This window comes from Bacillus sp. CFBP9009, from assembly GCF_036541465.1.
Taxonomy (GTDB): domain Bacteria; phylum Bacillota; class Bacilli; order Bacillales; family DSM-1321; genus Peribacillus.
This window is the reverse complement of sequence record NZ_JAZHFU010000009.1, coordinates 50,994-74,198: the sequence shown is the minus strand read 5'-3', so window position 1 is coordinate 74,198 and position 23,205 is coordinate 50,994. Positions and strand designations below refer to the sequence as shown.

General features: G+C 42.8%; 17 protein-coding genes and 1 pseudogene. 6 read left to right on the top strand and 12 right to left on the bottom strand.

Translation table 11 applies throughout. The features are described from left to right. Nucleotides 1–18 precede the first annotated feature (18 nt). The 4 genes from V3595_RS19615 to V3595_RS19600 all read right to left on the bottom strand — a co-directional run bounded on the left by V3595_RS19615 (nucleotide 19) and on the right by V3595_RS19600 (nucleotide 4,823). A complete protein-coding gene (locus V3595_RS19615) occupies nucleotides 19–1,425 on the bottom strand; it encodes an ethanolamine ammonia-lyase reactivating factor EutA (RefSeq protein ID WP_485908891.1) in 1,407 nt (468 codons plus the stop codon). 18 nt (nucleotides 1,426–1,443) lie between these two features. Further along, nucleotides 1,444–2,715 carry an ethanolamine utilization protein EutH gene (gene eutH, locus V3595_RS19610; RefSeq protein ID WP_485908889.1) on the bottom strand — a complete coding sequence of 424 codons (1,272 nt, stop codon included), beginning with the start codon at nucleotides 2,713–2,715 and terminating at the stop codon, nucleotides 1,444–1,446. Nucleotides 2,716–2,855: 140 nt separating this feature from the next. After that, nucleotides 2,856–3,440, bottom strand: a complete 585-nt coding sequence (locus V3595_RS19605; protein ID WP_137015724.1) for an ANTAR domain-containing response regulator — start codon at nucleotides 3,438–3,440, stop codon at nucleotides 2,856–2,858. A 9-nt stretch (nucleotides 3,441–3,449) separates the two neighbouring features. Continuing rightward, entirely contained in the window at nucleotides 3,450–4,823 is a 1,374-nt protein-coding gene (locus V3595_RS19600; protein WP_485908887.1) for a sensor histidine kinase, read from the bottom strand. Nucleotides 4,824–5,206: 383 nt separating this feature from the next. On the opposite strand from V3595_RS19600, the gene V3595_RS19595 reads away from it, so the two are divergent. Then, nucleotides 5,207–6,658 (top strand): YfcC family protein, encoded by a 1,452-nt coding sequence (locus V3595_RS19595; protein WP_485908886.1) that lies wholly within the window; start codon nucleotides 5,207–5,209, stop codon nucleotides 6,656–6,658. A gap of 75 nt (nucleotides 6,659–6,733) precedes the next feature. On the opposite strand, the pseudogene V3595_RS19590 reads toward V3595_RS19595, so the two are convergent. After that, nucleotides 6,734–7,475: pseudogene (locus V3595_RS19590) on the bottom strand (SDR family oxidoreductase). Between the two features lie 163 nt (nucleotides 7,476–7,638). Between V3595_RS19590 and V3595_RS19585 the strand changes: the two are divergent. Then, complete coding sequence (locus V3595_RS19585) at nucleotides 7,639–7,758, top strand: DUF4023 domain-containing protein (RefSeq protein ID WP_342603232.1); 120 nt, start codon at nucleotides 7,639–7,641, stop codon at nucleotides 7,756–7,758. Between the two features lie 49 nt (nucleotides 7,759–7,807). On the opposite strand, the gene V3595_RS19580 is transcribed toward V3595_RS19585, so the two are convergent. The 4 genes from V3595_RS19580 to brnQ form a co-directional block, all read right to left on the bottom strand. Then, nucleotides 7,808–8,488, bottom strand: a complete 681-nt coding sequence (locus V3595_RS19580; RefSeq protein WP_485908883.1) for a TrkA C-terminal domain-containing protein — start codon at nucleotides 8,486–8,488, stop codon at nucleotides 7,808–7,810. A 233-nt stretch (nucleotides 8,489–8,721) separates the two neighbouring features. After that, nucleotides 8,722–10,638, bottom strand: coding sequence for a vWA domain-containing protein (locus tag V3595_RS19575; protein ID WP_485908881.1), 1,917 nt, complete (start codon nucleotides 10,636–10,638; stop codon nucleotides 8,722–8,724). Between the two features lie 15 nt (nucleotides 10,639–10,653). Beyond that, nucleotides 10,654–11,520, bottom strand: coding sequence for an ATP-binding protein (locus tag V3595_RS19570; protein WP_485908879.1), 867 nt, complete (start codon nucleotides 11,518–11,520; stop codon nucleotides 10,654–10,656). A gap of 323 nt (nucleotides 11,521–11,843) precedes the next feature. After that, nucleotides 11,844–13,175, bottom strand: a complete 1,332-nt coding sequence (gene brnQ / locus V3595_RS19565; RefSeq protein WP_485908877.1) for a branched-chain amino acid transport system II carrier protein — start codon at nucleotides 13,173–13,175, stop codon at nucleotides 11,844–11,846. A gap of 354 nt (nucleotides 13,176–13,529) precedes the next feature. On the opposite strand from brnQ, the gene V3595_RS19560 reads away from it, so the two are divergent. Further along, a complete protein-coding gene (locus tag V3595_RS19560; protein ID WP_485908875.1) occupies nucleotides 13,530–14,096 on the top strand; it encodes a sugar O-acetyltransferase in 567 nt (188 codons plus the stop codon). A gap of 43 nt (nucleotides 14,097–14,139) precedes the next feature. Here the strand turns inward: V3595_RS19560 and V3595_RS19555 are convergent, their stop codons facing one another. After that, nucleotides 14,140–14,784 carry an SDR family oxidoreductase gene (locus tag V3595_RS19555; protein ID WP_485908873.1) on the bottom strand — a complete coding sequence of 215 codons (645 nt, stop codon included), beginning with the start codon at nucleotides 14,782–14,784 and terminating at the stop codon, nucleotides 14,140–14,142. 358 nt (nucleotides 14,785–15,142) lie between these two features. Between V3595_RS19555 and V3595_RS19550 the strand changes: the two genes are divergently transcribed. The 3 genes from V3595_RS19550 to V3595_RS19540 all read left to right on the top strand — a co-directional run bounded on the left by V3595_RS19550 (nucleotide 15,143) and on the right by V3595_RS19540 (nucleotide 16,868). Next, nucleotides 15,143–15,406, top strand: coding sequence for a CD3324 family protein (locus V3595_RS19550; protein WP_485908871.1), 264 nt, complete (start codon nucleotides 15,143–15,145; stop codon nucleotides 15,404–15,406). A 154-nt stretch (nucleotides 15,407–15,560) separates the two neighbouring features. After that, nucleotides 15,561–16,196 (top strand): FusB/FusC family EF-G-binding protein, encoded by a 636-nt coding sequence (locus V3595_RS19545; protein ID WP_485908869.1) that lies wholly within the window; start codon nucleotides 15,561–15,563, stop codon nucleotides 16,194–16,196. 114 nt (nucleotides 16,197–16,310) lie between these two features. After that, nucleotides 16,311–16,868 carry an MEDS domain-containing protein gene (locus tag V3595_RS19540; protein ID WP_485908867.1) on the top strand — a complete coding sequence of 186 codons (558 nt, stop codon included), beginning with the start codon at nucleotides 16,311–16,313 and terminating at the stop codon, nucleotides 16,866–16,868. A 269-nt stretch (nucleotides 16,869–17,137) separates the two neighbouring features. Here V3595_RS19540 and gltD read toward each other — a convergent pair whose 3' ends face one another. Both gltD and gltB read right to left on the bottom strand, forming a co-directional pair. After that, the gene (gene gltD / locus V3595_RS19535; RefSeq protein ID WP_485908865.1) at nucleotides 17,138–18,619 is read right to left on the bottom strand and encodes a glutamate synthase small subunit; all 1,482 of its coding nucleotides are present in this window, start codon (nucleotides 18,617–18,619) and stop codon (nucleotides 17,138–17,140) included. Nucleotides 18,620–18,635: 16 nt separating this feature from the next. Continuing rightward, nucleotides 18,636–23,186 carry a glutamate synthase large subunit gene (gltB, locus tag V3595_RS19530; RefSeq protein WP_485908863.1) on the bottom strand — a complete coding sequence of 1,517 codons (4,551 nt, stop codon included), beginning with the start codon at nucleotides 23,184–23,186 and terminating at the stop codon, nucleotides 18,636–18,638. Nucleotides 23,187–23,205: the final 19 nt, after the last annotated feature.

Sequence of the window (23,205 nt, the reverse complement as noted above, 5' to 3'; positions counted from 1 at the left end):
CGTTTAATCCTCCTTTTCCTAACTGTGAAAGGTTAGCGTTTTTACTACAACCGGAACGACCCCTGTCCGCAGCAGCCTTCCTATATCTAAATAATCACCATGTTCCACTTCTGTCTGATCAATGCAGATGACCGGCAGATCCGGTTGGTTCGCTAGAATGGTTTGACCAAGTGCCTTCCCATAATCACTATCCATGACAATAATCAGAGGCTGCTGCCGATTCGGTTTTTGCTTCAGTGCCTCGGTAAAAGCGACTGCGAGCCGGTGAATGTCCCGAAATGATTGATAAGGTAAATTCGTTAAATAAAAGGCAAAATTCAGCCCCTCCTGCAAGGGATCGTATATTGTGATCGCATCCTGAACAGCTTGTGCCATTCTCGCGGTTACATCATCAAGCACGCCATGAAAATCGACCCGATAGACTGGGATATTACGAACTGGCAGATGAGAATCATTCACCTCGATGGTTGCTCCGCTGATTTCAGTTGTATGTGCGCCTGCTCCAAGTACAGTCGCCCGAACCGTTTCAACGGGCTGTTCCCACTCCCATGCAGCCAATACTTCATTTTCCTTTATAGAGGCGGCAAGCATCATGCCGATATCCCGGAAGCTTTTGTCCTCCCGTTCTTCATGATAGATGCAATCACTGACACCACCCGAGAACATCAACACATCTATTCTTCCTGTCCAAGATGGCTCCTTCCCCACTAATAGAAGTTCATCTTCTTTTGTGAATGAACCAGCCAAAAACCTCGAAAGCACCTTCGCCATTTCATTTGCGATGATTGCCCCATCACCATTCAAAGGAGAGTGCCCTTTTGATTTCAGCCATTTTCCTATTGAAGGAGCAACATTCACCTTCGCCCCCTCCCACTCCACCAAACGGCCTCCTATATGCAGTGTGCAAGTTCCGCAAAGCATGCCAGAACGGTATACGGCAATATTCGCCGTTCCCCCGCCAATGTCTATGTTCGCTACAGTCTTTCTTGTCTTGATGGAATGTTGATAGGCGCCGGATCCCTTGGCGGCAATGATTCCCTCCAAATCCGGACCGGCTGCCGCTACAAGGAATTCCCCTGCCGCTTTAGATAATCGGTATACCATTTCTTCTGCATTTTGTTTGGTTGCCGTTTCCCCCGTGATGATTACAGCCCCTGTTTGTATGTTATCGAACGTGATTCCGGCATTTTGGTATTCACTTTCCACCATTCTTTGAACAGCAGGTATATCAATTACCGTCTCGGATAAAAGCGGGGTCCTGAAAATGGGACTTCGATACAGAATTTCCTTATCGGTAATTTCGATTTTTGGCACTTGTCCGCCCCCCGCCACATTCCTAAGCGAAAGCTCGCTGATAACAAGTTTCGTCGTACTGGTGCCAATATCAATTCCTGCACTGATGATTCGTTCCACCTGTTCATTCATTAAAATCACACCCCAGTTTTACACCACTTGGATTTCATTGCTGTCTTCTTCCTCGTTTTTCGTTTTATATTCATTAATGCCAATAACTCCTGCTGCACGATCCTTTTCCTCTAATTCCAAAGCTTTCGGAACGGACAGCCAGTAAGCAAGACCGATTCCAATCACTCCGGCAGATAGCTTTCCGACAATGATCGGTAATATCAAGGAGGGCTGAAAGTTGGCTGTGAATGATAAATGATCGCCTAATAGGAAGGCCGCACATACAGCGAAGGAAATGTTTATGACCTTATCCTTCGGCGGCATTTCTTTAACAAGCTTGAACATTGCTAATATATTGGCTACCGTGGCTAATATCCCTGCACTCCCAGCTTTGCTCAACCCAATTTTCCCGCCCAACGCTTCCAATGGCTTGCCTGCATATTTTTGAATCAGGTAAATCATTGGAAATGCACCTGCCAGCATTATCCCGATATACCCCGCCGTTTCCAGGGCACGGAACTGGTCTGCCTTATCAGCCATGATCGGATGGAAACCCCAAGCACCAAATACATTGGAAAAAAGTCCGGTGAAAATTTCCACGATCGAAAACACGAGTACAAGTTTAATTGCGGCATCCAATATTTTTCCAAACCACATGAAACCTTTGATCATCAAATCCGGCAGGAAATAAAGACCTAAAGCGAGCAAGACTACAAAAATAAGAAGAGGAGAAAGATTCATGGCAATTTTCAAATAGCTCAACGCGAATTCGTATGTAGAATCCGCATTCGTGGAAATCACTTCACGGATTTTCGAATTCGTTGCCACCACCAGCACGCTTGAGATAAAAGCGCCAATCGGAATCGTCAGGATTCCTGACATGACACCAAGTGCCATGTATTTATGATCACGCTTCTCCAGCATCGCAAGCCCCATTGGTATCGAGAATACAATCGTTGCCCCAGACATAAAGCCGACAATCATCGCCATGATCCAGCCTTCATATGATTCCTTCAGCTCGGCCGCTAATTGGTAACCCCCCATATCCGTCGCCAAAATCGTTGTTGCGGCGAGGGCTGGATCTGCACCGATCGCAGCGAAAACCGGGCCGCATACTGTATTGATGAACCATGATAAATAAGGGATCGAGGCCATGATTCCAGCTGCCGGAATAAATATATGGCCAACGGTATGCAAACCTTCCATGAACTGTTTCCCCAAGCCTTGCTCACTGTCTTTAATCGATGCAATAGCACCGACAACGGCACACACCATAATGATATAAATAACGAATTTACCTACCATCTCCATACATATTCCCCCTGAATTCCGATTTGATTTGGCCTATCGACTTTAAAAAAGGGTATAAAAAAGACGCCTCTTATAGCCCAAACTTAGGTTTTTAGGCAGAAAAGCCTACAACCAATTTGGTCCATCAAAGCGCCATTGCTTCATCTATTTACTTGTTTTTGATCATTTGCAATGATTCGACGTGCCACCGTCTCCATGGAAAGCTGCTTATCCATACTAAGCCTTCTCAGCTTATTGTAAGCGATTTCTTCTGTTACATTCTTCCTTTTCATGATAATACCTTTTGCCTTTTCAATGACTTTACGATTTGTGAGCGTTTCATCCAATTGAGCATTTCGTTCCTGATACTTCTTTGTATTGGCTGCTTGCAGCAATGCTATCTCCACTGCCGGAATCAAATTCGCCTCCGTAATTGGCTTAACAAGATATCCGACGATATTCGCCCGCTTCGCCTCGTCGATATATTCACGCTGGCTGAATGCAGTTAAAAGCAGGACCGGAATCTGAAAGGTATTGGATATCACATCGCTAGCCTTAAGCCCATTCATTTTAGGCATTTTAATATCCATCAAAACGAGATCCGGCTGTAGTGCATGTGCCATTTCAATCGCCTTCTCGCCATTACGGGCATGTCCAACCACATCGAAGCCTGCATCCTTGAGCATGATCGTTATATCAAGCAGAAGTATCGATTCATCCTCCACGACCAAAATCCTCTTGACCACTTCTCCCACCTACCTCTTGTATGGAAATCTTACAGAAGCCAGGGTACCTTCTTTAATCCGATGAATCGAAAACTCCCCATCCAAATCATTTTCCACCGTCATGCGGATGATATCCAGCCCCAAAGAAGGTTTCATTGCAGGTGAATATCCAATGCCATCATCTCTTACTTGAATTTCCAATTCAGGACCATCCTTTACAAAGCATACGGTAATCTTCCCTTCCGTCCCTTCCTTGAAAGCATGCTTCACACAATTATGAATGAGCTCATTCACCACCAGCGCGACCGAAATGCCAATGTCGGAATCAATGGAATGAAGCCCACCACTATATTCGATGCTTAAGCATTGACGGGATTGATCCTCCGTATGAACAATCATATCGCCTATTTTTCTAATAAGCTCCAGCAGATCCACATGTTCGACCTCACTGCTTGCCAAAATGATTTCATAAACCGACGAGATGCTTAACACCCGGTTCAGACTGACCAATAAATGGGGCTTGATTTCTTCAGGGGCCCCTATCCTCATTTGCAGACGAAGTAAACTGGCCACTGTCTGCAAATTATTTTTCACCCTATGATGAATTTCACTAATGGCTACTGCTTTGCTAATCAGCTCTCTCTCTTTATCCCGCAGTTCAGTCAGGTCCCGGATGATGATGAACGTTTCATTGGAATTCTTGTTGCCCAAATGGAATTTCTTTATTTGGAAATTCTTTTTACCAATGTTCATTTCCTTCATTAAAATGTCCTCTTTTGAAGCAAGAACATCGGCAAAGTCAGGAAAATATTCGAAAATGAATTCACCTAAGACACATTCCGTCATGCATATTTCCGATACTAAATTAATGGCAGAAGGATTCGTATAGACAAGTCGGTTTTGATTATTAATCAGGAAAATGGACTCCTCGATAAATTCAGGAACTAAGGAATTTTGCTGATCTTGCCTATCAAACTGATTTGAAGTTTCAGATTCATCATCTATCACCTTTTCCATGATCAAAACGGCGATGACCCGATTGCATTCCCCCTTGATTGGAACTACACTTTGCTGGACCATTGCTCCCTCTTGAGTCAATGCCCGATTCACAAACATGTCCTTTCCGGTGCGCAATACATAAAATACGGCCGGTTCAAAAGCCTCATAGGCAAATTTCCCGACAACCGGATGATCATAAACCGAATTCACGGAATGTCCGCATGCCTCTGCCACGACAATGGCATGCTTCCCTTCACGCACCGGACAATCAATAAACACATTCGCTTTATTCAAATTGGCTATCAACGATAAATTCGTTGATAGGTTTTCAAGAATTTGAATATCACTGTCCAGTAAATGAGTATGCAACTCACATAAATCTCGGACAGTCATTGTCCGTTCCATAGGCAAAACTCCAATAAACGTTTATTCATGGATATTATTATTGATTATTATAGATATCGCCCCTATTTTTGTCAATATTCAAAATATTCGAATGTGATGTATTCTTACATTAGATAGCGTTATTTAAATAGTATTCCCCTATAAAAAATCATCCCTACAATAGCCCTTTTCTATTTTGCATTTTTGTTCAACGAACTATTTTTCCATCTCTTTATATTTCGAATTATCCATATCATCTAATTTGTCCAATTGTTTTTAGTGAATATGAACAATGACAATCCATTATCATTAAATTACTATGTAATAAATAGATACATTCAATGTTATTTAACATAACACCTGCAAGAACATGCTAATAAACTAAAGATGAAGGGGGAAAAATAATGGCATTAGAAAATGATTCGAAAAAAATTGTAAGTATCGATGAAGTGACTAAATTCAAAAAAAAGAAGTTTAATATGCCGCATATTTATGTCATTTTATTCGTATTTATCTTCCTTGCAGCACTCGCAACTTATTTCGTTCCTGCTGGTGTTTATGAGCGAATTCCAGGTCCTGAGGATCGATTGACGATTGATCCAAATTCCTATCGACTCGTTGAACAAACACCTATTACTCCAGTAGACTTCATGACAGCTATACCAAAAGGCTTGGTAGCTGCAGGGGAGATCGTTTTTTTCACATTCATCATCGGAGGAATATTTTCATTACTACGGAAAACAGGACTTATTGAAATAGGAGTGGATAGATTAGCAAGGCGATTTTCGACAAAAAGTATGATGTTAATCCCTATCCTCACAGTAGTATTTGCTATTATTTGCAGCTTGATTGGAACACAGGAATTAAGTTTAGTGTATGTACCTGTCATCCTCCCCCTAATGATTGCCTTAGGATTTGATTCTATGGTTGCCGTCTCTGTAGCTTTAGTCGCAACTACTGCTGGATTCATGACAGGCTTTCTTAACCCCATTAACACTGGGTTAGGTCAAAAAATCGCAGGTCTTCCCCTATATTCCGGTATCGAGCTAAGGATTATCGCTTTTATCATTTTTGTTACTGCAGGGATGGCTTACATTATGCGGTATGCTAAAAAGGTTAAAAATGATCCAAAGTGTAGTTTCGTATTTGATGAGGATCAAGCCAAACGGACGCTATACTTAAATAAGCCTAGATCTGAAATATATAAGGTGAATAAAAAACAGAAAATTGCATTAATTTTAACGTTCGGTTTCTTGTTTCTACTCGTATATGGCGTTTTAGCGAAAGGCTGGTTTATGTTGGAAATGGCAGGTCTCTTCATTATCATGGGAATCGTTGTCGGTTTAGTTGCCGGGTTAAACTTATCGGAAATTTGCGAAGGATTTAATGACGGATTTCGAGAAGTTTTGGTAGGTGCCATGATTGTGGGTGTTGCAAGAGCTGTCGCTGTTGTTATGGAGGATGGTCAAGTAATGGACACGATCGTTCATAGTCTCGGTAATCTTGTCGGCGACTTCCCCGCTGTATTTAGCGCTCTTGGCATGTTTATTGTACAAATGTTATGTAGTCTTTTAATCCCCTCCGGGAGCGGTCAGGCTTTAGTTACCATGCCCATCATGGCTCCATTGGCCGACATCATCGGTGTTACAAGACAAACAGCCGTGTTAGCCTATCAGCTGGCAGACGGAATCGGTAATATATTATATCCAACATCTGGATATTTTATGGCTACCCTTGCTTTAGCAGGAGTCGCCTGGCAAAAATGGGTTCGCTTTTACCTGCCCTTGTTTTTTATCTGGTTCCTCTTATCTGGGGCTTTCTTGATCATCGCTCAAATAATTCACTGGAATGGTTAAATTCAAATTAAAGATATTACAAAATACTAAAGCAACGTTGGAATTATTACGTTGCTTTAGTTGAATTACAAGCAATTAAATGAATCCACCATTTACCCTAATCGTCTGACCCGTAACCCACTGGGCTTGTTCACTCACCAAAAACGATACCACATTGGCAATGTCTTCCGTTTCACCTAAACGCCCGAAGGCATTCATTTTTTTCATTCCTTCGATTTGCTGCTCCGATTTCCCTACATTAAACAACTCTGTGTTAACCGGTCCTGGAGCAATTGCATTGATCGTAATCCCTTTTGGGCCGAACTCTTTGGACAGATGTCTTGTGAATTGTTCAACCGCCCCCTTTGTACCTGCATACATGCTATATGAAGGAAACATCTGGCCTATTACAGAGGTTGAGATATTGACGATCCTGCCATCGGCCTCCATATATTTCAGGGCTTTGGCAAGCGAAGAATGTCCCCTTCACATTCACTGCAAATTGTTTATCAAAGTCTTCTTCCATTGCTTCGGAAAGTGGTTTATTTATCATCAGCCCCGCATTGTTCACTAAAATATCGATTTTCCCAAACGTATTGACCGTTTCCTCGAAAATATTTTCAATATGGGAAACCTGGCTGATATCGGCTTGGATAGCGACAGCTTCCCCGCCCTTTTCCTTAATGCACTCAACAACTTCATCTGCTTTATGTACACTGCCTGAATAGTTGATCACCACTTTCGCACCCAAATCTGCAAGCTGTTCTGCTATGGCGCGACCGATCCATCTTGATGAACCTGTGACCAATGCAACTTTTCCATCCAACCGATTTTCCATTCATTTCCCTTCTTTCTTTTCTGGTTTCATTTCATAAAAAAAGATTTTCACCCCATATATTACCATCTTTCCTTTTTACAAGGTAGTAAGATCCCTGGCATACTCATGAATTTCACCACTTCTGGTTATAGTAAAGAAGAAAATATCGGAGGAGGTACATTCCATGAAAAGTTCAAAGGAATTCGTTGAAAGCATTCAAGAGCAGCAGAAAAAGGAAGAAGGTAATAAGCACCGTCAAGGCAACGGGAATCCCGCTCAGAAATTACCGAATAAAAAACATTAATGAGGCCCATCTTCAAAAGATCCCAGCCTTAATATAGGCTGGGATCCTCTCACTCCGATGCACTTTTTTTCTTCTTCATCACTTCGATTTCTTTTGAGAATGTTTCTTCTATCTCTTTTTTATTTCCATATAAAAAGAGGTTATCCCCTAATTTAATTTTATACTCATATAACTCTTTCCTGATCTTCACTTCTCCGCTTTCAATAAATAAAATATTGATGTCAGCTCCATCTGAAATGACATCAAAGGCTTTGACATCGATGAATTGGGAATCCTCATAAATATCGATCTCCATGACCACGTCGTCATCTTCTAAAAATAGGACCTCTTCTATCGGGTGTTCCCATAATTCATAATGATTGTACATTTCACTTTTCATCTTATTCGATAATCTATTATTCAGGAATGGAGCTTTCACTAAAACGACCAGTACCACCAGTATACCTATAATGATGCTTAACTCCATCAAGCGTAAATCATCTGTAAGCAATGTACTAATCGATGAAATGATGACAGCAAGTGAGAATGCACCAAATAAAATTAAGAACATGCTTATTTTCCTTCGAACGGGATGATCAATAATCGATTTTGACTCGTCAGTTGTAAAACCAGTACCCGTCAGCATGGAGATAACCTGAAATCTTGCCACTGTACTTTTTAATCCAGTCAATTTCATCAAGGTAACCGATATTTCAATAACAAGAATAATGATTATAAGATAAAGCAACATAAAAAGTAAATTCATCAACATGATCACTTCCTCATTTATGGTTTACCCCAATCCCGCCAAAAGAAATCTCATTTGTTTGCTCTTTTCAAGTAAGTTTCCCATCAATAGCTGACAAAGAAAACAAAAAAAAACACAGTAAGATCCAACTTGAATCCTACTGTGTTATATTCCTTTATTCTAATCAGGATTCCTTTTTCCGTTCTAATCTTGCTTTTCGTAGGAAACTTGATTTCTCAAATGGTCTTCAGCAGCAGCTTTTTTAACAGCGGTGTAAATTGCTCTGGCAAGTCCGCTACACTTGGAATCATTAGGCGTTCTTTGCCATAAATGTTTTTCATCGTAATTTCTTCACTTTCCTCGATGCCTCCATCTGCTAAAAACAGGCCGATGACTTCTATGCCTTTTTTCCTAGCTTCCGAAACAGCAAGATGTGTATCGACAATGCCATTTTGATCATAATCGGCAGCTGCCGGCTCACCATCGGAAAACACGAGCAAGAAACGGTTTTTTTCGCGTCTTTTTTCCAATTCCATTGCGGCAACCCTGATACTGTATCCGTCCCGGTTGTCTTCCTCAGGTTCAAGCTGCATGATTTTAGCTCCTGAGTTTAGATAAAGAGAATCGGAATGGGATTGGATCACATGGAAGTAGTTTGGCTGATATCCTTCTCTCACTTCATTTGCATCTTCCCAAAATCCCACGATCGAGTGGGGGATCCTTAATTTCTTCAGTACTTCATGAAACAGGACCACCCCTCGTTTCGTTTCATCCATCTTGTTATGCATGGAAGCCGAGCAATCGATAAGCAATGTGAATACGGCATCCATTTCATTTGAATCCTGGTTCTTTTTATAAAAAACCCGAGGATTCTCTTCAAATACAAGCGGCAGTAATTTCTTTGATAAACGGCCAAAAACCAAATCTTTTCTTGGTGCGTTCTTTTTATTTTCCAGTGTTTTTTCAATTGTACTGGAGAGTTTTCTCTTAAACGGTTCGATATCCGCAACAAACTCACGGTAGCGCTTCTCTTCCGTTTGTGTTGGAATTTTTGCTTCCTTGATCACTTGGACGACGTCTTTATTTTCTTCACCAAATGGATGTTCACCGCTTTTGCCCATATTGGTTTGTTTCTTCTCCAGCGTTTCCTGCTGATTGTATTCCTTTTGTTGACTTTCCCCTGATGAACCCTGGATTGAAGCCAGTGCTTGGTCGGCATCTTCCGCTTCCCGGGCACCGCCGCCCATCAGACTTGTTTTCGTTCCCTGCTCCAATTCAAATTGAAGAAATGTCGAATTACTCTCGCCGTTCTTATTCTCCCGGTGCCAAGTCGAGAATTTTTCATCAATGAACTCACTTTTTTCTTCGTCTGCATCTTCTGTATCATCGTTCAACAGTTCATCATTTCTAGTCAGTTCATCAAATAAGGTATTTGCCTTATACTTTTCCACATTTGCAATGGGGAAGATGAAATACTCATTCATCGTATCCTCGTATCCATCGTTCACACGGAAAACGATTTGCTCGCAAATCCTCGTGATATCACTGGTTTTAGTGGCTTCAAAGACGGAATGAGTGAACGGTTTGAGTTTCTCCAATTCTTCAAGCTGCCTTACATTGGCTCTTGGAAAAATCGGATCCGGCCTGTCAGATTGAAGCAGTAAATATATGAGGCAGTATAATTCATCCAGTGCAAAACTTCTTGTGACATTCGTCGCCAATTGGCTTTCAAAATATTGTTTAAGGTAAGCTCCCCTTACCGAAAACCATTTTTTCGTGCCTGGCCTTTCTTTCTTCACCAATTCTTCCAATCTTAAATCTTCCAGTAAAGCGAATAATTGGGCTGCAAACTTCGGAAGTGAACTTTCCCCGATGCTATCCTGGTACTCCTTCATGCTCGGGATTGTGGTATGATGCAGCGTACCTATCGTTCTAAGGAGCACGTCCGTTTTCAGTCCCGCTTCCTTCACTTCCTTATTTCCATTTTCCCAAAAATGGCTGGCTGTGACCTTATTCTCGATCAAATCAATGAAGGAGCCATAATTGTATTCGAATTCCAGCTCAGGAATGCCGGATAAAACAGTCGAGAGATCCTGCAACTGTAAAAAAAGAGCCGTATCTATTATTGAATCATTGAACCGAATATACTTCATGAGGCATTCTCCTAGTTAGAATAATGTGTCAGCCAAGTTCTTTACAAACTCACGCTCACGCTCCTCGTCCAACTTATCCACAATGGAACGAAGAATCGCCCGTTTTGGAGGGATCAACACACTCAGATCGCAAGCATCAAGCAAAGCCCTGATTGATGCCGCATCTTCAGCCACCTTCCCTTGATTCACGGCATTTATCAAATCACTCGACAGTTTAACGAACAAATTGATACTTCTTGGGTCCTTCAACTTTGTATTGGATTCTATCAATTGCTTTAGCTGATCCCCTTCGATATAAGGAACTTCAATTACGACAAACCTATTTTTTAACGCTTCATTCAGCGGCACTGTACCGACATACCCTTCGTTGATTGCAGCAATCACATTAAAGCCTTCTTTTGCCGTTAAAACTTCATTCGTGAACGGATTCGTTATCGTCCTTCTGTAATCAAGCACACCATTGATAAGCGGCAGAGTTTCCGGTTTTGCCATGTTGATTTCATCTATATATAGGAAGTGACCGTGATTCATCGAATTGGTCACAGGTCCAGGTACGAATTCTATCACCTGTTTTTCCTCTTTGTAAGCCAACGTCTTGAAGCCCAGTAAGCTCTCGGCATCCAAGTCGACTGAACAGTTGACACTGAACATCGGCTGGTTAAATAAATTCGATAATGTCTCGGCAAACTTTGTCTTTCCAGCCCCGGTCGGACCCTTCAAAAGGATATTCTTCCCCATGCTTAAGGCCGTGATGGCATCCACCATCAACTCCATCTCGGGAGGCAGATACCCGCCACTCCTGATCAATTCCTCAAATTGAGTTGGATTCTTTTTGCTTGCTTGTAATATATTTGCGATTTTTATTGGTAATTCATTGTTCATTGTATTCCTACACCCCTTTCTGAACATTTTAAGGCTCTTTCCCATTAAAAACAAACACTAAGAAAAGGAGCTGTCATCAAGACAGCTCCCAGCCTGTAGTAAACTTGAAGTAAAGCGAGTTTGCCTGCAGTTTTTTTATTCAAAAGACGTTCCAGTTGATTTCAGAAATCCGCTCCCTTTCCGCCGACTGTTAAGGATAATCTAGTCTTGTTTAAAACCATGGTTCCGGATGAGAGTATTCCGAACCCACTTTTGTAGACAAAATAAGGAGCTGTCATCAAGACAGCTCCTTTCAAGATTCGATGTATAGTGAATGGTATCCTTTAATAGGCTTCCTTAGGGTCGCCTTTCAATAGGTATATCATATAGCCCAATACACCGCCGATGATGGCAGGAATCACCCAGCCTACCCCTACACTATATAGTGGAAGGTATTGAGTGAAGAGGTCCGAAACAGCTTCCATTTTAATGCCTGATGCCACTATTCCATCCATTATGCTGATGATGGACGTTAATAATAAGCTTCCTAAATATACCTCCGATTTCCCTTTGAATAAGGAATGGAAGAACGTAAGAACAATCAAAACGATCGCCACGGGATAAAGCGCCGTTAACACAGGCACTGTAATGGAAATAAGCTTGGTCAAACCTACATTGGCAACAGCCGCACTAAAAACTGAGAAGATGACGACATATGATTTATACGATACAGCAGGCAGTATTTTATTGAAATACGTAGCACAAGCCGTTATCAAACCGATGCTTGTCGTCAGGCAAGCAGCGATCACAATCAACCCTAACAACACGGCACCAGCCGGTCCGAAAAAATGATTCGAGGCTTGAGCCAAAACGTCTCCGCCATTACCCAGTTGACCGAGTTTTTCCACACTTGTTGCCCCGACATAAGTTATGGACGCATAAACGATCACCAACAAGGTGGCAGCTATTAAGCCGGCTTTCATACAGAAGCCTAACACTTCTTTTCTTGATGTTATCCCTTTATCTTTGATCGCGTTGATGACTATGATCCCAAATGCAAATCCGGCCAGCGTATCCATGGTCAAATATCCTTCTTTAAATCCCTTGAAGAAAGAATTATCTGAATAATCTGCCGTTGGTGACTGGATTTCACCCATTGGGTTAATAATGGCTACCACAATGAGAATCCCGATGAAAATCAATAATAGAGGTGTTAATATTTTTCCGACGATATCCAGCATTTTTGATGGATTGATGGATAACAAACAGGCAATTCCAAAGTATATGATCGTGAATATCAGCAATGGTAAAAAACCGACATCATTAGATAGGAAAGGTTTAATCCCTATTTCGTAGGATACACTCCCCGTTCTTGGAAGCGCGAAAAGCGGTCCCAAAGATAAATAAAGAACGACTGTGAAAATGATGCCGAATAACGGGTGTGCCCTGCTTGCAAGTGATTGAACATCATTTTTTCCCGAAAAACCAAATGCCAATATTGTAATGAATGGCAGTCCAACACCAGTAATGATGAATCCTAAACTGGCCGACCATAAATTGGTTCCCGCGGATTGACCGAGCATGGCAGGGAAAATTAAGTTTCCTGCACCAAAAAATAAAGCAAAAAGCATTAATCCTGTTACAATGACAAAAGACAGCGGTGCTTTCTGTGACATATAGAGCCCTCCATTGTTTTGTAATTATCTTAACGAAGAAAAGAGTTGTCCATCAATTTCCGGTAAAAAAAGTGACATGAAATTCGAACCATTCTACTTATCTGTTAAAATGGGCCTTCATGAAACTATGAATCATCCATAACTCTTCTTACTATAAAATCCGGCGGAACGTTTGTCAAAGCTATTTCATTAATTATTCGGAAAAATCTTTCTTTTCTTACTTCTTTTCATGAAAACGAGAGAGGCATTTAGATTCAACAGAAAAGTTGAGTAAAAAGTACTGCAATTTATTTTGCAGGAAAAACATTTTAATATTTAACCAAACTATAAAAAACAAGAATATAGGAGGTAAACATGAATACTGAAAAGGAAAAGATGGTGAGCGGGAAACCTTACATGGCCGCTGATCCGGAATTAATCAGAGATAGGGAAAATGCCAGAAAGTTGACCCGGTTATACAATCAGACAACGGAAAGTGAAGGGGACGAACGAACTGCACTGCTGAAACGGCTTTTAGGTTCCACTGGGCTAAATGTATATATTGAACCCACTTTCCGTTGTGACTATGGATACAACATTTCTGTCGGGGAAAACTTTTATGCTAATTTTGATTGTGTCATTTTGGATGTTTGTGAAGTGAAAATTGGCAGGGACTGCATGTTGGCTCCCGGAGTGCATATCTATACAGCCACACATCCGCTGGATCCCTTTGAACGCAGTTCTGGAGTGGAATACGGAAAACCGGTTACGATAGGGGATCATGTATGGATTGGCGGAGGGGCCATCATCAATCCGGGTGTAACTATAGGGAATCATTCCGTCGTCGCTTCAGGGGCCGTCGTAACAAAGGATGTTCCTGAAGGCGTTGTTGTCGGTGGAAACCCAGCGAAGGTCATCAAGCATATTGAAGGAATTAAATAAGCAGAGCCCACTCCCCCTGAGTGGCTCTGCCTCCTTTTTTTCGTTAAATTTTCCTCAATGCGTCCGCGATTGCAGTATCGCCAGATATTAAATCAAATGAACGCTTATAGGTATTTTCTTCGGTCAATGACGCAAGAATCGTTCGAGCCACATCTTCACGGGCAATCGAACCTCTTTCCAATTCCTCGGCGGCTGTCACTTTTCCCGTTCCCGGTTCATTCACCAGACCGCCAGGCCGAATGATCGTATAATTTAAATCGCTTTGTAACAATGCCCTATCCGCATAGTGCTTGGCCACATAATACGGTTTGATGGCTTCATTCCAGTTTTCGCGATTATTGGCCTGAAAAGCACTCACCATGATGAATCGGTCGATTCCCAAGTTTTCTGCCGCTTCAATCGTTTTAACTGCACCATCCAGATCAATCAACAGCGTTTGATCAGCACCGGTGCTCCCTCCGGATCCTGCTGTAAACACGATGGCATCACAGCCTTTAGCCGCATTCGCAATCTCATCCACTGATCCGGTTAAACTGACGACTGCGGATTCAATTCCATTTTTCTCCAAATGCTTACTTTGTTCTTCTTTGCGAACCATTGCCCGTACACTATGATCCAGGCTATCTTTTAATGAATCTACAAGATGTTTACCGATCTGCCCATTTGCCCCAACTACGAATACTTTCATAAAGTCAGCTCCCATAATGGTTAGTTTGGTTTCCATTCAAATTATTTCATGGACTCAGAGCATTATCAAACAATCAGCCCGCCGATTCTGCTTTAACATTGGAAAAAGTTTGGCAACCACTCTTATATATTTTATAATAAGAACAATACGTGTTCTTCAGAAACACAAAGGGGAGGTGTAAAGATGGCAATAAGAATGTTAATGCCACCTTCTGCAGCGTCTCATGCAAAGCCTAGTATTGGAGGCGATACTTTGCATGGGGTTGAATTAAGCTAAACTTAATCGCCCACCTTATCATTTCTAATATTCGGCTTTGCACCTTATTTCATTCTTAATAAAGAATAAGGGGCTGGCAGAAATGAAATATGTAAAAGCGAAGGCCGTTTTGCCTGAAAAGCTGATCGTTGAAATTCAAAAATATGTTCAAGGTGAAACCATATATATCCCTAAACCTGAAAAGGCCCATCACAAATGGGGAACCCGTTCGGGATCAAGGGAATTGATCGATGACCGAAATGCCTCTATAAAATATGCATTTAAATCCGGGCATACCATCCATCAATTAGCCGAGGAATATTTTCTCTCCGCGGAAACCATCAAGAAAATCGTTTATTCTAAATAGGATTGCAGGAGTAGCACTGATAATGATATCAGTGCTATTCGTATGCCGAGTATGTTTCTTACTCATTTTCTCCCTTTTAAAGCAGATGCGATTTCTGTAAAGTAAATAGAAACGGTATGGCAAGTATCGAGCAACAGAAACAGGAGTGAAGAAAATGGAACCTTTTATCAGGAGCGAGCAGTATAACTTCATAAAATCCCAAACGCAGATTCTCATAAATGGACACGCGACTGCCAACGATAAGGATGTGATCAACACCCTGAAAACAGTCGCCAAAGAACGAGTATTAAGCTTATTCAGTGACTTGAGCGAAGAGCAAAAACAACTGCTGGATCCAGTAGATACCATCAAGGATCCAGCACAAGCCGAAGTCTTTCTCTTACAGGTAAAGCCATTTGTGATCCCATTTAAAGAAGTAACCGAAAAAACGATAAAAAAATTATTTCCTAAAGCAAAGAAATTGAAAGCCCCTTTGTTGGAAAACATCGATTTGAGAGAGATTACCTACTTGGGATGGGATGATGTCGGATCCGGAAAGAAATACATCATCGCACCCCATCATAATAAACTCACCGGATTGCATGGAACCATTAAACCTGCCAACAAAAAAGGGATCTGTGCCATATGCAGCCGCTTTGAAGAAGTAGGGATGTTCATGTCTGAAACAAAAGGAACCGTCCAAGGGACATTCATTAAAAAAGGGAATTATATTTGTCTGGACAGTATGAAATGCAACCAGAACATAACCAATTTGGATAAAATGACCGACCTAATCGAGCGGCTGAAATAATACGGAAAAGCAATCCTTCAATCAATGGCGAAGGATTGCTTTTTGTCCTGCCTATGGAATTCTAGTATAATTGAAGCGATACATGAAAGAAGGATTGATATATTGAAAAGCAAAATGAATCAGTTGTTTGAAGATCAAAAAAACGTTCATGTGCTGTATTCCTATAACGAAATGGAAAATTACATTAACCAGGTTTTAAGTTATATCCAAGATGGCATCGCGGCGGGAGATTATGTCATTCTTGTTGAAAATGACCGTATTTACCCCATTATTCATAAAGAGCTGAGCACTCGATTAACGGAAGATCAAATGGAGTTCCTTCACTTTGTGAACAACTTCGATTTCTATTGTTCTAGCGGCAGTTATCATCCTCCAGCAATCGAAGAATACTTTAATAAAACGGTACAACCCTATGTGGAAAATAAAATCTCTTTCCGATCATGGGCACATGTGGAATGGGCAACCCTGGAAGAGCCGCTGCACATCATAGAAGAATTTGAGAGAACAGTAGATGAAGCTGTAAATCAGCTTTCTTTCCCATTAATTTGTGCGTACAAAAGTGAGAGAATGCCAGACTATCTCAAAACCATATTGTTGGAAACACATCCTTATGTCCTAAAAGACGATGATATCATCATCTGTGAACAATACTTGCCACCTAGTTTGAAATAATAATGAACAACACGCTTAGGAATCCTCCTAAGCGTGTTGTTTTCCGTTACATTATTGAAAATTTTTGGGTTAGTTACTCTTTGAGTTTTGTGCTTTACTTGTGAGTTTCGGCGTTTTACTCGTGAGTTTTGAGCATTTACTCGTGAGTTTCGGCGTTTTACTCGTGAGTTTCCACCATTTACTCGTGAAATTTAACGTTTTACTCGTGAGTACACATTTCACATCACACAAAAAAAGAAGCACCATAATGGCACTTCCTTTTTTTGCAATTAAGGCAATACCGATGCGCCCATCAAGTAGCGGTCCACTTCTCGCGCTACTTCACGGCCTTCATTGATTGCCCAAACGATGAGGCTTTGCCCTCTCCTTGCATCTCCGGCAGCGAAAACTCCTTCGACATTGGTTCTGTAATCGCCATAAACGGCATCAATTTTTTGATTTACTGTCTCTACGCCAAATTGAGCTAATAGCGGCATTTCCGTTCCTTCAAATCCGATTGCGATGAAAACGAATTGTGCAGGCCATACTTTTTCAGTTCCTGGAACTTCCCTGAAAATGTACATTCCGTCATCGCCTTTGATTTTTTCCATTGAGATTGTGTGCAATTCTTTAACGTTGCCATTTTCATCGGCTACAATCTTCTTTGTTTGGATTGAGTATTGACGCGGATCTGCACCGAATTTCGCTTCCGCTTCTTCATATGCATAATCAAGGGAAAACACATTCGGGTAGGCTGGCCACATATTATCAGATGTACGGGCCGTCGGAAGGATTGGATGCTTCCCGAATTGTACGACGCTCTTACATTCCTGACGAAGGGCAGTTGCAACACAGTCAGCTCCTGTATCCCCGCCGCCGATGACGATGACGTCCTTCCCCTTTGTGTCTATGAACTTGCCGTCTTCAAAATTGGAGTCCAACAGGCTTTTAGTCGAAGTCGTCAAGTAATCCATTGCAAGGTGAATGCCTTCTGCCCTGCGGCCTTCAATTACCAGGTCACGCTGCTTTTGGGCACCTGTGCAAAGGATGACTGCATCATATTGATCTTGCAGTTCTTCGGCTGTTATATCTTTGCCCACTTCTGTATTGGTAATGAAATCGATGCCTTCCTGGGTCAATAATTTGATTCGGCGTGCAACGACATCTTTTTCAAGTTTCATGTTCGGGATACCGTATGTCAACAGCCCGCCTGCACGGTCTGAGCGCTCATAAACCGTGACCGAATGACCTGCTTGATTCAACTGGTCTGCACTCGCCAATCCTGCCGGGCCTGAACCGATGATAGCAATTTTCTTGCCGGTCCTGCTTTCAGGGATGCGAGGCGTTATCCAGCCATTTTCAAATCCTTTATCGATGATGGTCCGTTCAATGTTTTTGATGGTAACGGCAGGATCGCTTATCGCCACCGTACAAGACCCTTCACAAGGAGCCGGGCAGACGCGCCCGGTGAATTCAGGGAAATTATTCGTTTTCGATAAACGGTCCAATGCTTCTTTCCATCTGCCGCGGTACACCAAATCATTCCACTCCGGAATCAGATTATGAATCGGACAGCCCGTTGTGACTCGGTTCAATTCCATGCCCATATGGCAGAAAGGGGTGGCGCAGTCCATACACCGCGCTCCCTGTGTACTTAACTTTTCATCAGAGAAAGGAGCTGTATACTCTCTCCAGTCGTTTAAACGAGTGAGAGGATTCCGGTCTTTTGGTTTTTCTCGCGGATAATCCATAAATCCTGTTGCTTTTCCCATCTTTCTCTCCCCTTCCTTACTGCATCACAGCTTGTTTAGTGATTTTTTTATCTTGAACGGCATTTGCTTGAAATGCACTCATGATCGCTTCTTCATCCGTCAGCCCTGCACGCTTCTGCTCATTGATGCTTTTGATCATCCGTTTGTAATCTTTCGGAATGACTTTTACAAATTTCTTAGCGAAATCCTCCCAGTTCTCCAGTACATACGATGCTTTGGCACTTTCTGTATAATGAAGGTGGCTGTAAAGCATTTCTTTTACCTCGTTTGCATCATCCATATTATCAAGCGTCTCGAATTCTATCATTTCACCATTGCATAATGCCTTGAATCCTTCCGCATCATCAGCAAGTACATAAGCGATGCCGCCTGACATGCCTGCCGCAAAGTTTTTGCCGACGTCGCCCAGAATGACCACGCGTCCGCCTGTCATATACTCACAGCCATGGTCTCCAATTCCTTCAACGACGACATTGACTCCACTGTTCCGTACAGCAAATCGTTCTCCCGCACGGCCATTAATGTAGGCCTCACCGCTTGTTGCACCGTATAAGGCGATATTTCCGGCAATTACATTGTCCCCGGCCTCGATTTGATTGTCAGAAGGTGCCGTGACAATGATTTTTCCGCCAGATAAGCCTTTCCCAACATAGTCATTGACATCACCTGTCAAATACATCGACATCCCTTTTGGAATGAACGCACCGAAGCTCTGGCCCGCCGATCCTGTAAAACGAAGTGTGATCGTATCTTCAGGCAACCCTTCTTCACCATAGCGTTTGGATACTTCACTGCCGACAATCGTTCCGACCACACGGTTCACGTTTGTAATCGGGAAGCTGGCATCCACCTGGGTTTGATCATTTAAAGCAGGCTCCACAACAGGTAAAATCTCACAGATATCCAAGGATTCTTCTATTTTATGGTTTTGAGGAAGTTGATACGTACGTATCCCCTCCGGTTGGAAAAGTAGTGTCGTCAAGTCCAGATGTTTCGCTTTCCAATGGTTTTGTGCCCGCTCGCTCACTTGTAAAACGTCAGTGCGGCCGACCATTTCTTCCAGTGTTCTAAAACCAAGCTCAGCCATCGTTTCCCGAACTTCCTCAGCGATGAAGCGCATGAAATTAACGACATGATCCGGATCTCCAGTGAATTTGCTGCGAAGCTCAGGGTTTTGAGTAGCTACCCCGACAGGACATGTATCCAAATGGCAAGCACGCATCATCACACAGCCAAGGACCACAAGCGGTGCTGTAGCAAAGCCGAATTCTTCCGCTCCAAGGATAGCTGCCATGACCACATCGCGTCCCGTCATTAATTTTCCATCCGTTTCAAGGACTACACGGCTGCGCAGGCCATTCAGCATCAATGTTTGGTGTGCTTCGGCAAGTCCCAGCTCCCAAGGAAGACCAGTATGTTTGATACTCGTTTTTGGTGATGCACCCGTACCGCCATCATACCCGCTGATAACGATGACATCTGCGGCTCCTTTGGCCACACCGGCTGCAATCGTGCCTACGCCTGCTTTTGACACAAGCTTGACGCTGATTCTGGCATCACGGTTCGCATTTTTCAAATCATGGATCAGCTGTGCCAGATCTTCAATCGAATAGATATCATGATGCGGAGGCGGTGAAATCAGGCCGACACCCGGTGTGGAACCACGGACCTCTGCGACCCAAGGGTATACTTTGTTTCCAGGCAGCTGGCCGCCTTCACCCGGCTTTGCACCTTGCGCCATTTTGATTTGAAGTTCATCGGCATTAACAAGGTAATGGCTTTTCACTCCAAAACGACCGGACGCAATTTGTTTAATACCGCTGCGGCGGTCATCGCCGTTTTCATCCAGTTGGTAACGGCTAGGGTGTTCCCCGCCTTCACCGCTATTGCTTTTTCCGCCTAAACGGTTCATCGCAATCGCTAATGTTTCATGTGCTTCCTGACTCAAAGAACCGAATGACATCGCACCGGTTTTGAATCGGCTGACGATGGATTCCACGGATTCCACTTCATCTATTGAAATGCTTTGGCGTTTTTGATCGAACGAGAATAAATTCCGTAAAAACCCGAGTCTCTCTTCATTCGCCAAGTTGGAATATTGCTTAAATAAATTATAATCGCCTTTCCGGCAGGCCCATTGCAGTGTATGGATCGTTTTCGGATTGAAAGCATGATGTTCCCCTGTTTTTCTCCATTGAAAATCACTTCCGCTTTCAAGAGTTTGGTCAAGTGAATCGGCAGCAGCTTTTCTATGACGAATCAACGCTTCATCTGCGATTGTTTTCAAATCGATCCCACTAAGCTGCGATGCCGTACCGCTGAAATAGCGTTCAATCACATCAGCACCGATTCCGACCGCTTCGAAAATTTGCGCTCCGCGATAACTTTGAATCGTTGAAATCCCCATTTTCGACATCACTTTTACGATGCCTTCCGTCAACGAGCGTACATATTTCCTCACCGTTTCTTCGTAGCTGATGGGCAAACTGCCTTCCAATACCGCCTGCTTATATGTTTCATAAGCAAGGTACGGGTAAATCGCATCCACTCCATACCCGATCAGGGACGCATAATGATGGACTTCCCTTGCTTCTCCCGATTCAACGATAATGCTCACTTTCGTACGGTTCCCATGACGAATCAGCTCTTGATGAAGGGCGCTCGCAGCCAGCAGGGAAGGAATCGCAGCCTTTTCCTTACTCATATCCTTGTCAGATAAAATCAAAAGGCTGATACCATCAGCGATTGCTTGTTCCGCTTCACGGCAGATGCGATCAAGTTCGCTCTCTAAATCTTCTGAAAATAAAGTGTGAATGACTTTGCTCCTGAATTCAGGATAGGCGTTTTCTTTCAACTGCTGCATTTGACCTGGCGTCAAAACAGGTGAATCCAATTGAATGCGGCGGCTGTTCGTTTCATCCGGTTTCAGCAAATCTCCTTCCGCACCGAGGAATGTCATCGTTGACGTGACGATCTGTTCACGAAGCGAATCGATTGGCGGGTTGGTTACCTGTGCAAAGGATTGCTTGAAATAGTTGAATAGCGATTGCGGGCGATCTGATAAGACCGCTAACGGAATGTCATTCCCCATGCTGCCCAGTGGATCTTTTCCTTCGTTAATGACCGGCAGTAAATACTTTTGGACATCTTCATACGTGTATCCAAACGCTTTTTGCCTGAATAACAAATCACTCAATGGCTCCCCTTCGAGCACAGGTTCTTCGTCACTTAATTGTACAAGCTGTTCGTCCAGCCATTGCTGGTATGGATTTTCCTGAGCCATTTCCGACTTGATCTCTTCATCGGAAACAATACGGCCTTCCTCTAAATCTATTAAAAGCATTCTGCCAGGGCTTAAACGATCTTTATATAATACATTCTCCGGCTCCACATCGATCACGCCGACTTCAGAGGAGAAAATGATGTAATCATCTTTTGTCACATAATACCTTGCCGGCCTTAAACCATTTCGATCCAGGATGGCACCGATTTGCTTGCCATTCGTAAAGGATATGGCCGTCGGACCATCCCATGGCTCCATGAGCATGCTATGATATTCGTAAAATGCCTTCTTTTCTTTCGTCATATGCGGATTTTCCGTCCACGGTTCGGGGATGAGCATCATCGCCGCATGTGCCGGTTTACGCCCGGCAAGCACGAAGAATTCAAGTGCATTATCAAGAATCGAGGAATCACTGCCGTCTATATCCAGAATAGGCAGTACCTTTTGCAGGTCATCCCCGAATGCTTCCGAAACAAACTGCTGCTCACGCGCTTTCATCCAATTCACATTACCTCTAAGCGTATTGATTTCGCCATTATGGATCAGGTAACGGTTTGGATGTGCCCGTTCCCAACTAGGAAAAGTATTCGTGCTGAAGCGGGAATGCACTAAAGCGAAAGCCGAAACGAAGGACTCCTGTTGAAGGTCAAGATAAAAAGCATCCACCTGCTCAGGCGTCAACAATCCTTTGTAAACGATCGTAGCACTTGAAAGGCTGGCAAAATAAAAACGATTGCCGCGTTCACGAGCCCAGTTTTCAGCTTGTTTTCTGATAATGAACAATTTACGCTCAAAAGCTAAATCATCAGTCATCCCTTCGCTTGCCCCGATGAATACTTGGCGAATCGTCGGACATGTCTCCTTGCCGACCTCCCCGATTTTCGTTGCATCAACAGGAACCGTTCTCCAGCCTAATAACGTTTGGCCTTCTTGTTCGATAAATGCATTCAAACGAGCTTCGATTTCATTCCGTTCATCATCATTGTTAGAGAAAAAGAGCATGCCTACACCATAGCGTCCTTTTGCCGGCAAGTTCATTTCCGGGCATGCCAGCCTGAAATATTCATCAGGAATCTGTACCATTAATCCTGCGCCATCTCCTGTAAGGGGATCGCTGCCTTGTCCGCCGCGATGATCTAATTGGCACAGCATATTCAGTCCTTGTTTGACGATGTCATGTGTAGCAAGCCCTTTTAAATGAGCGTATAAACCGATCCCACATGCATCATGTTCAAATTCAGGATGGTAGAGCCCTTGTGCTTTTGGTATTTGATTGTATGTCATATTAATCGCCCCCATCGTA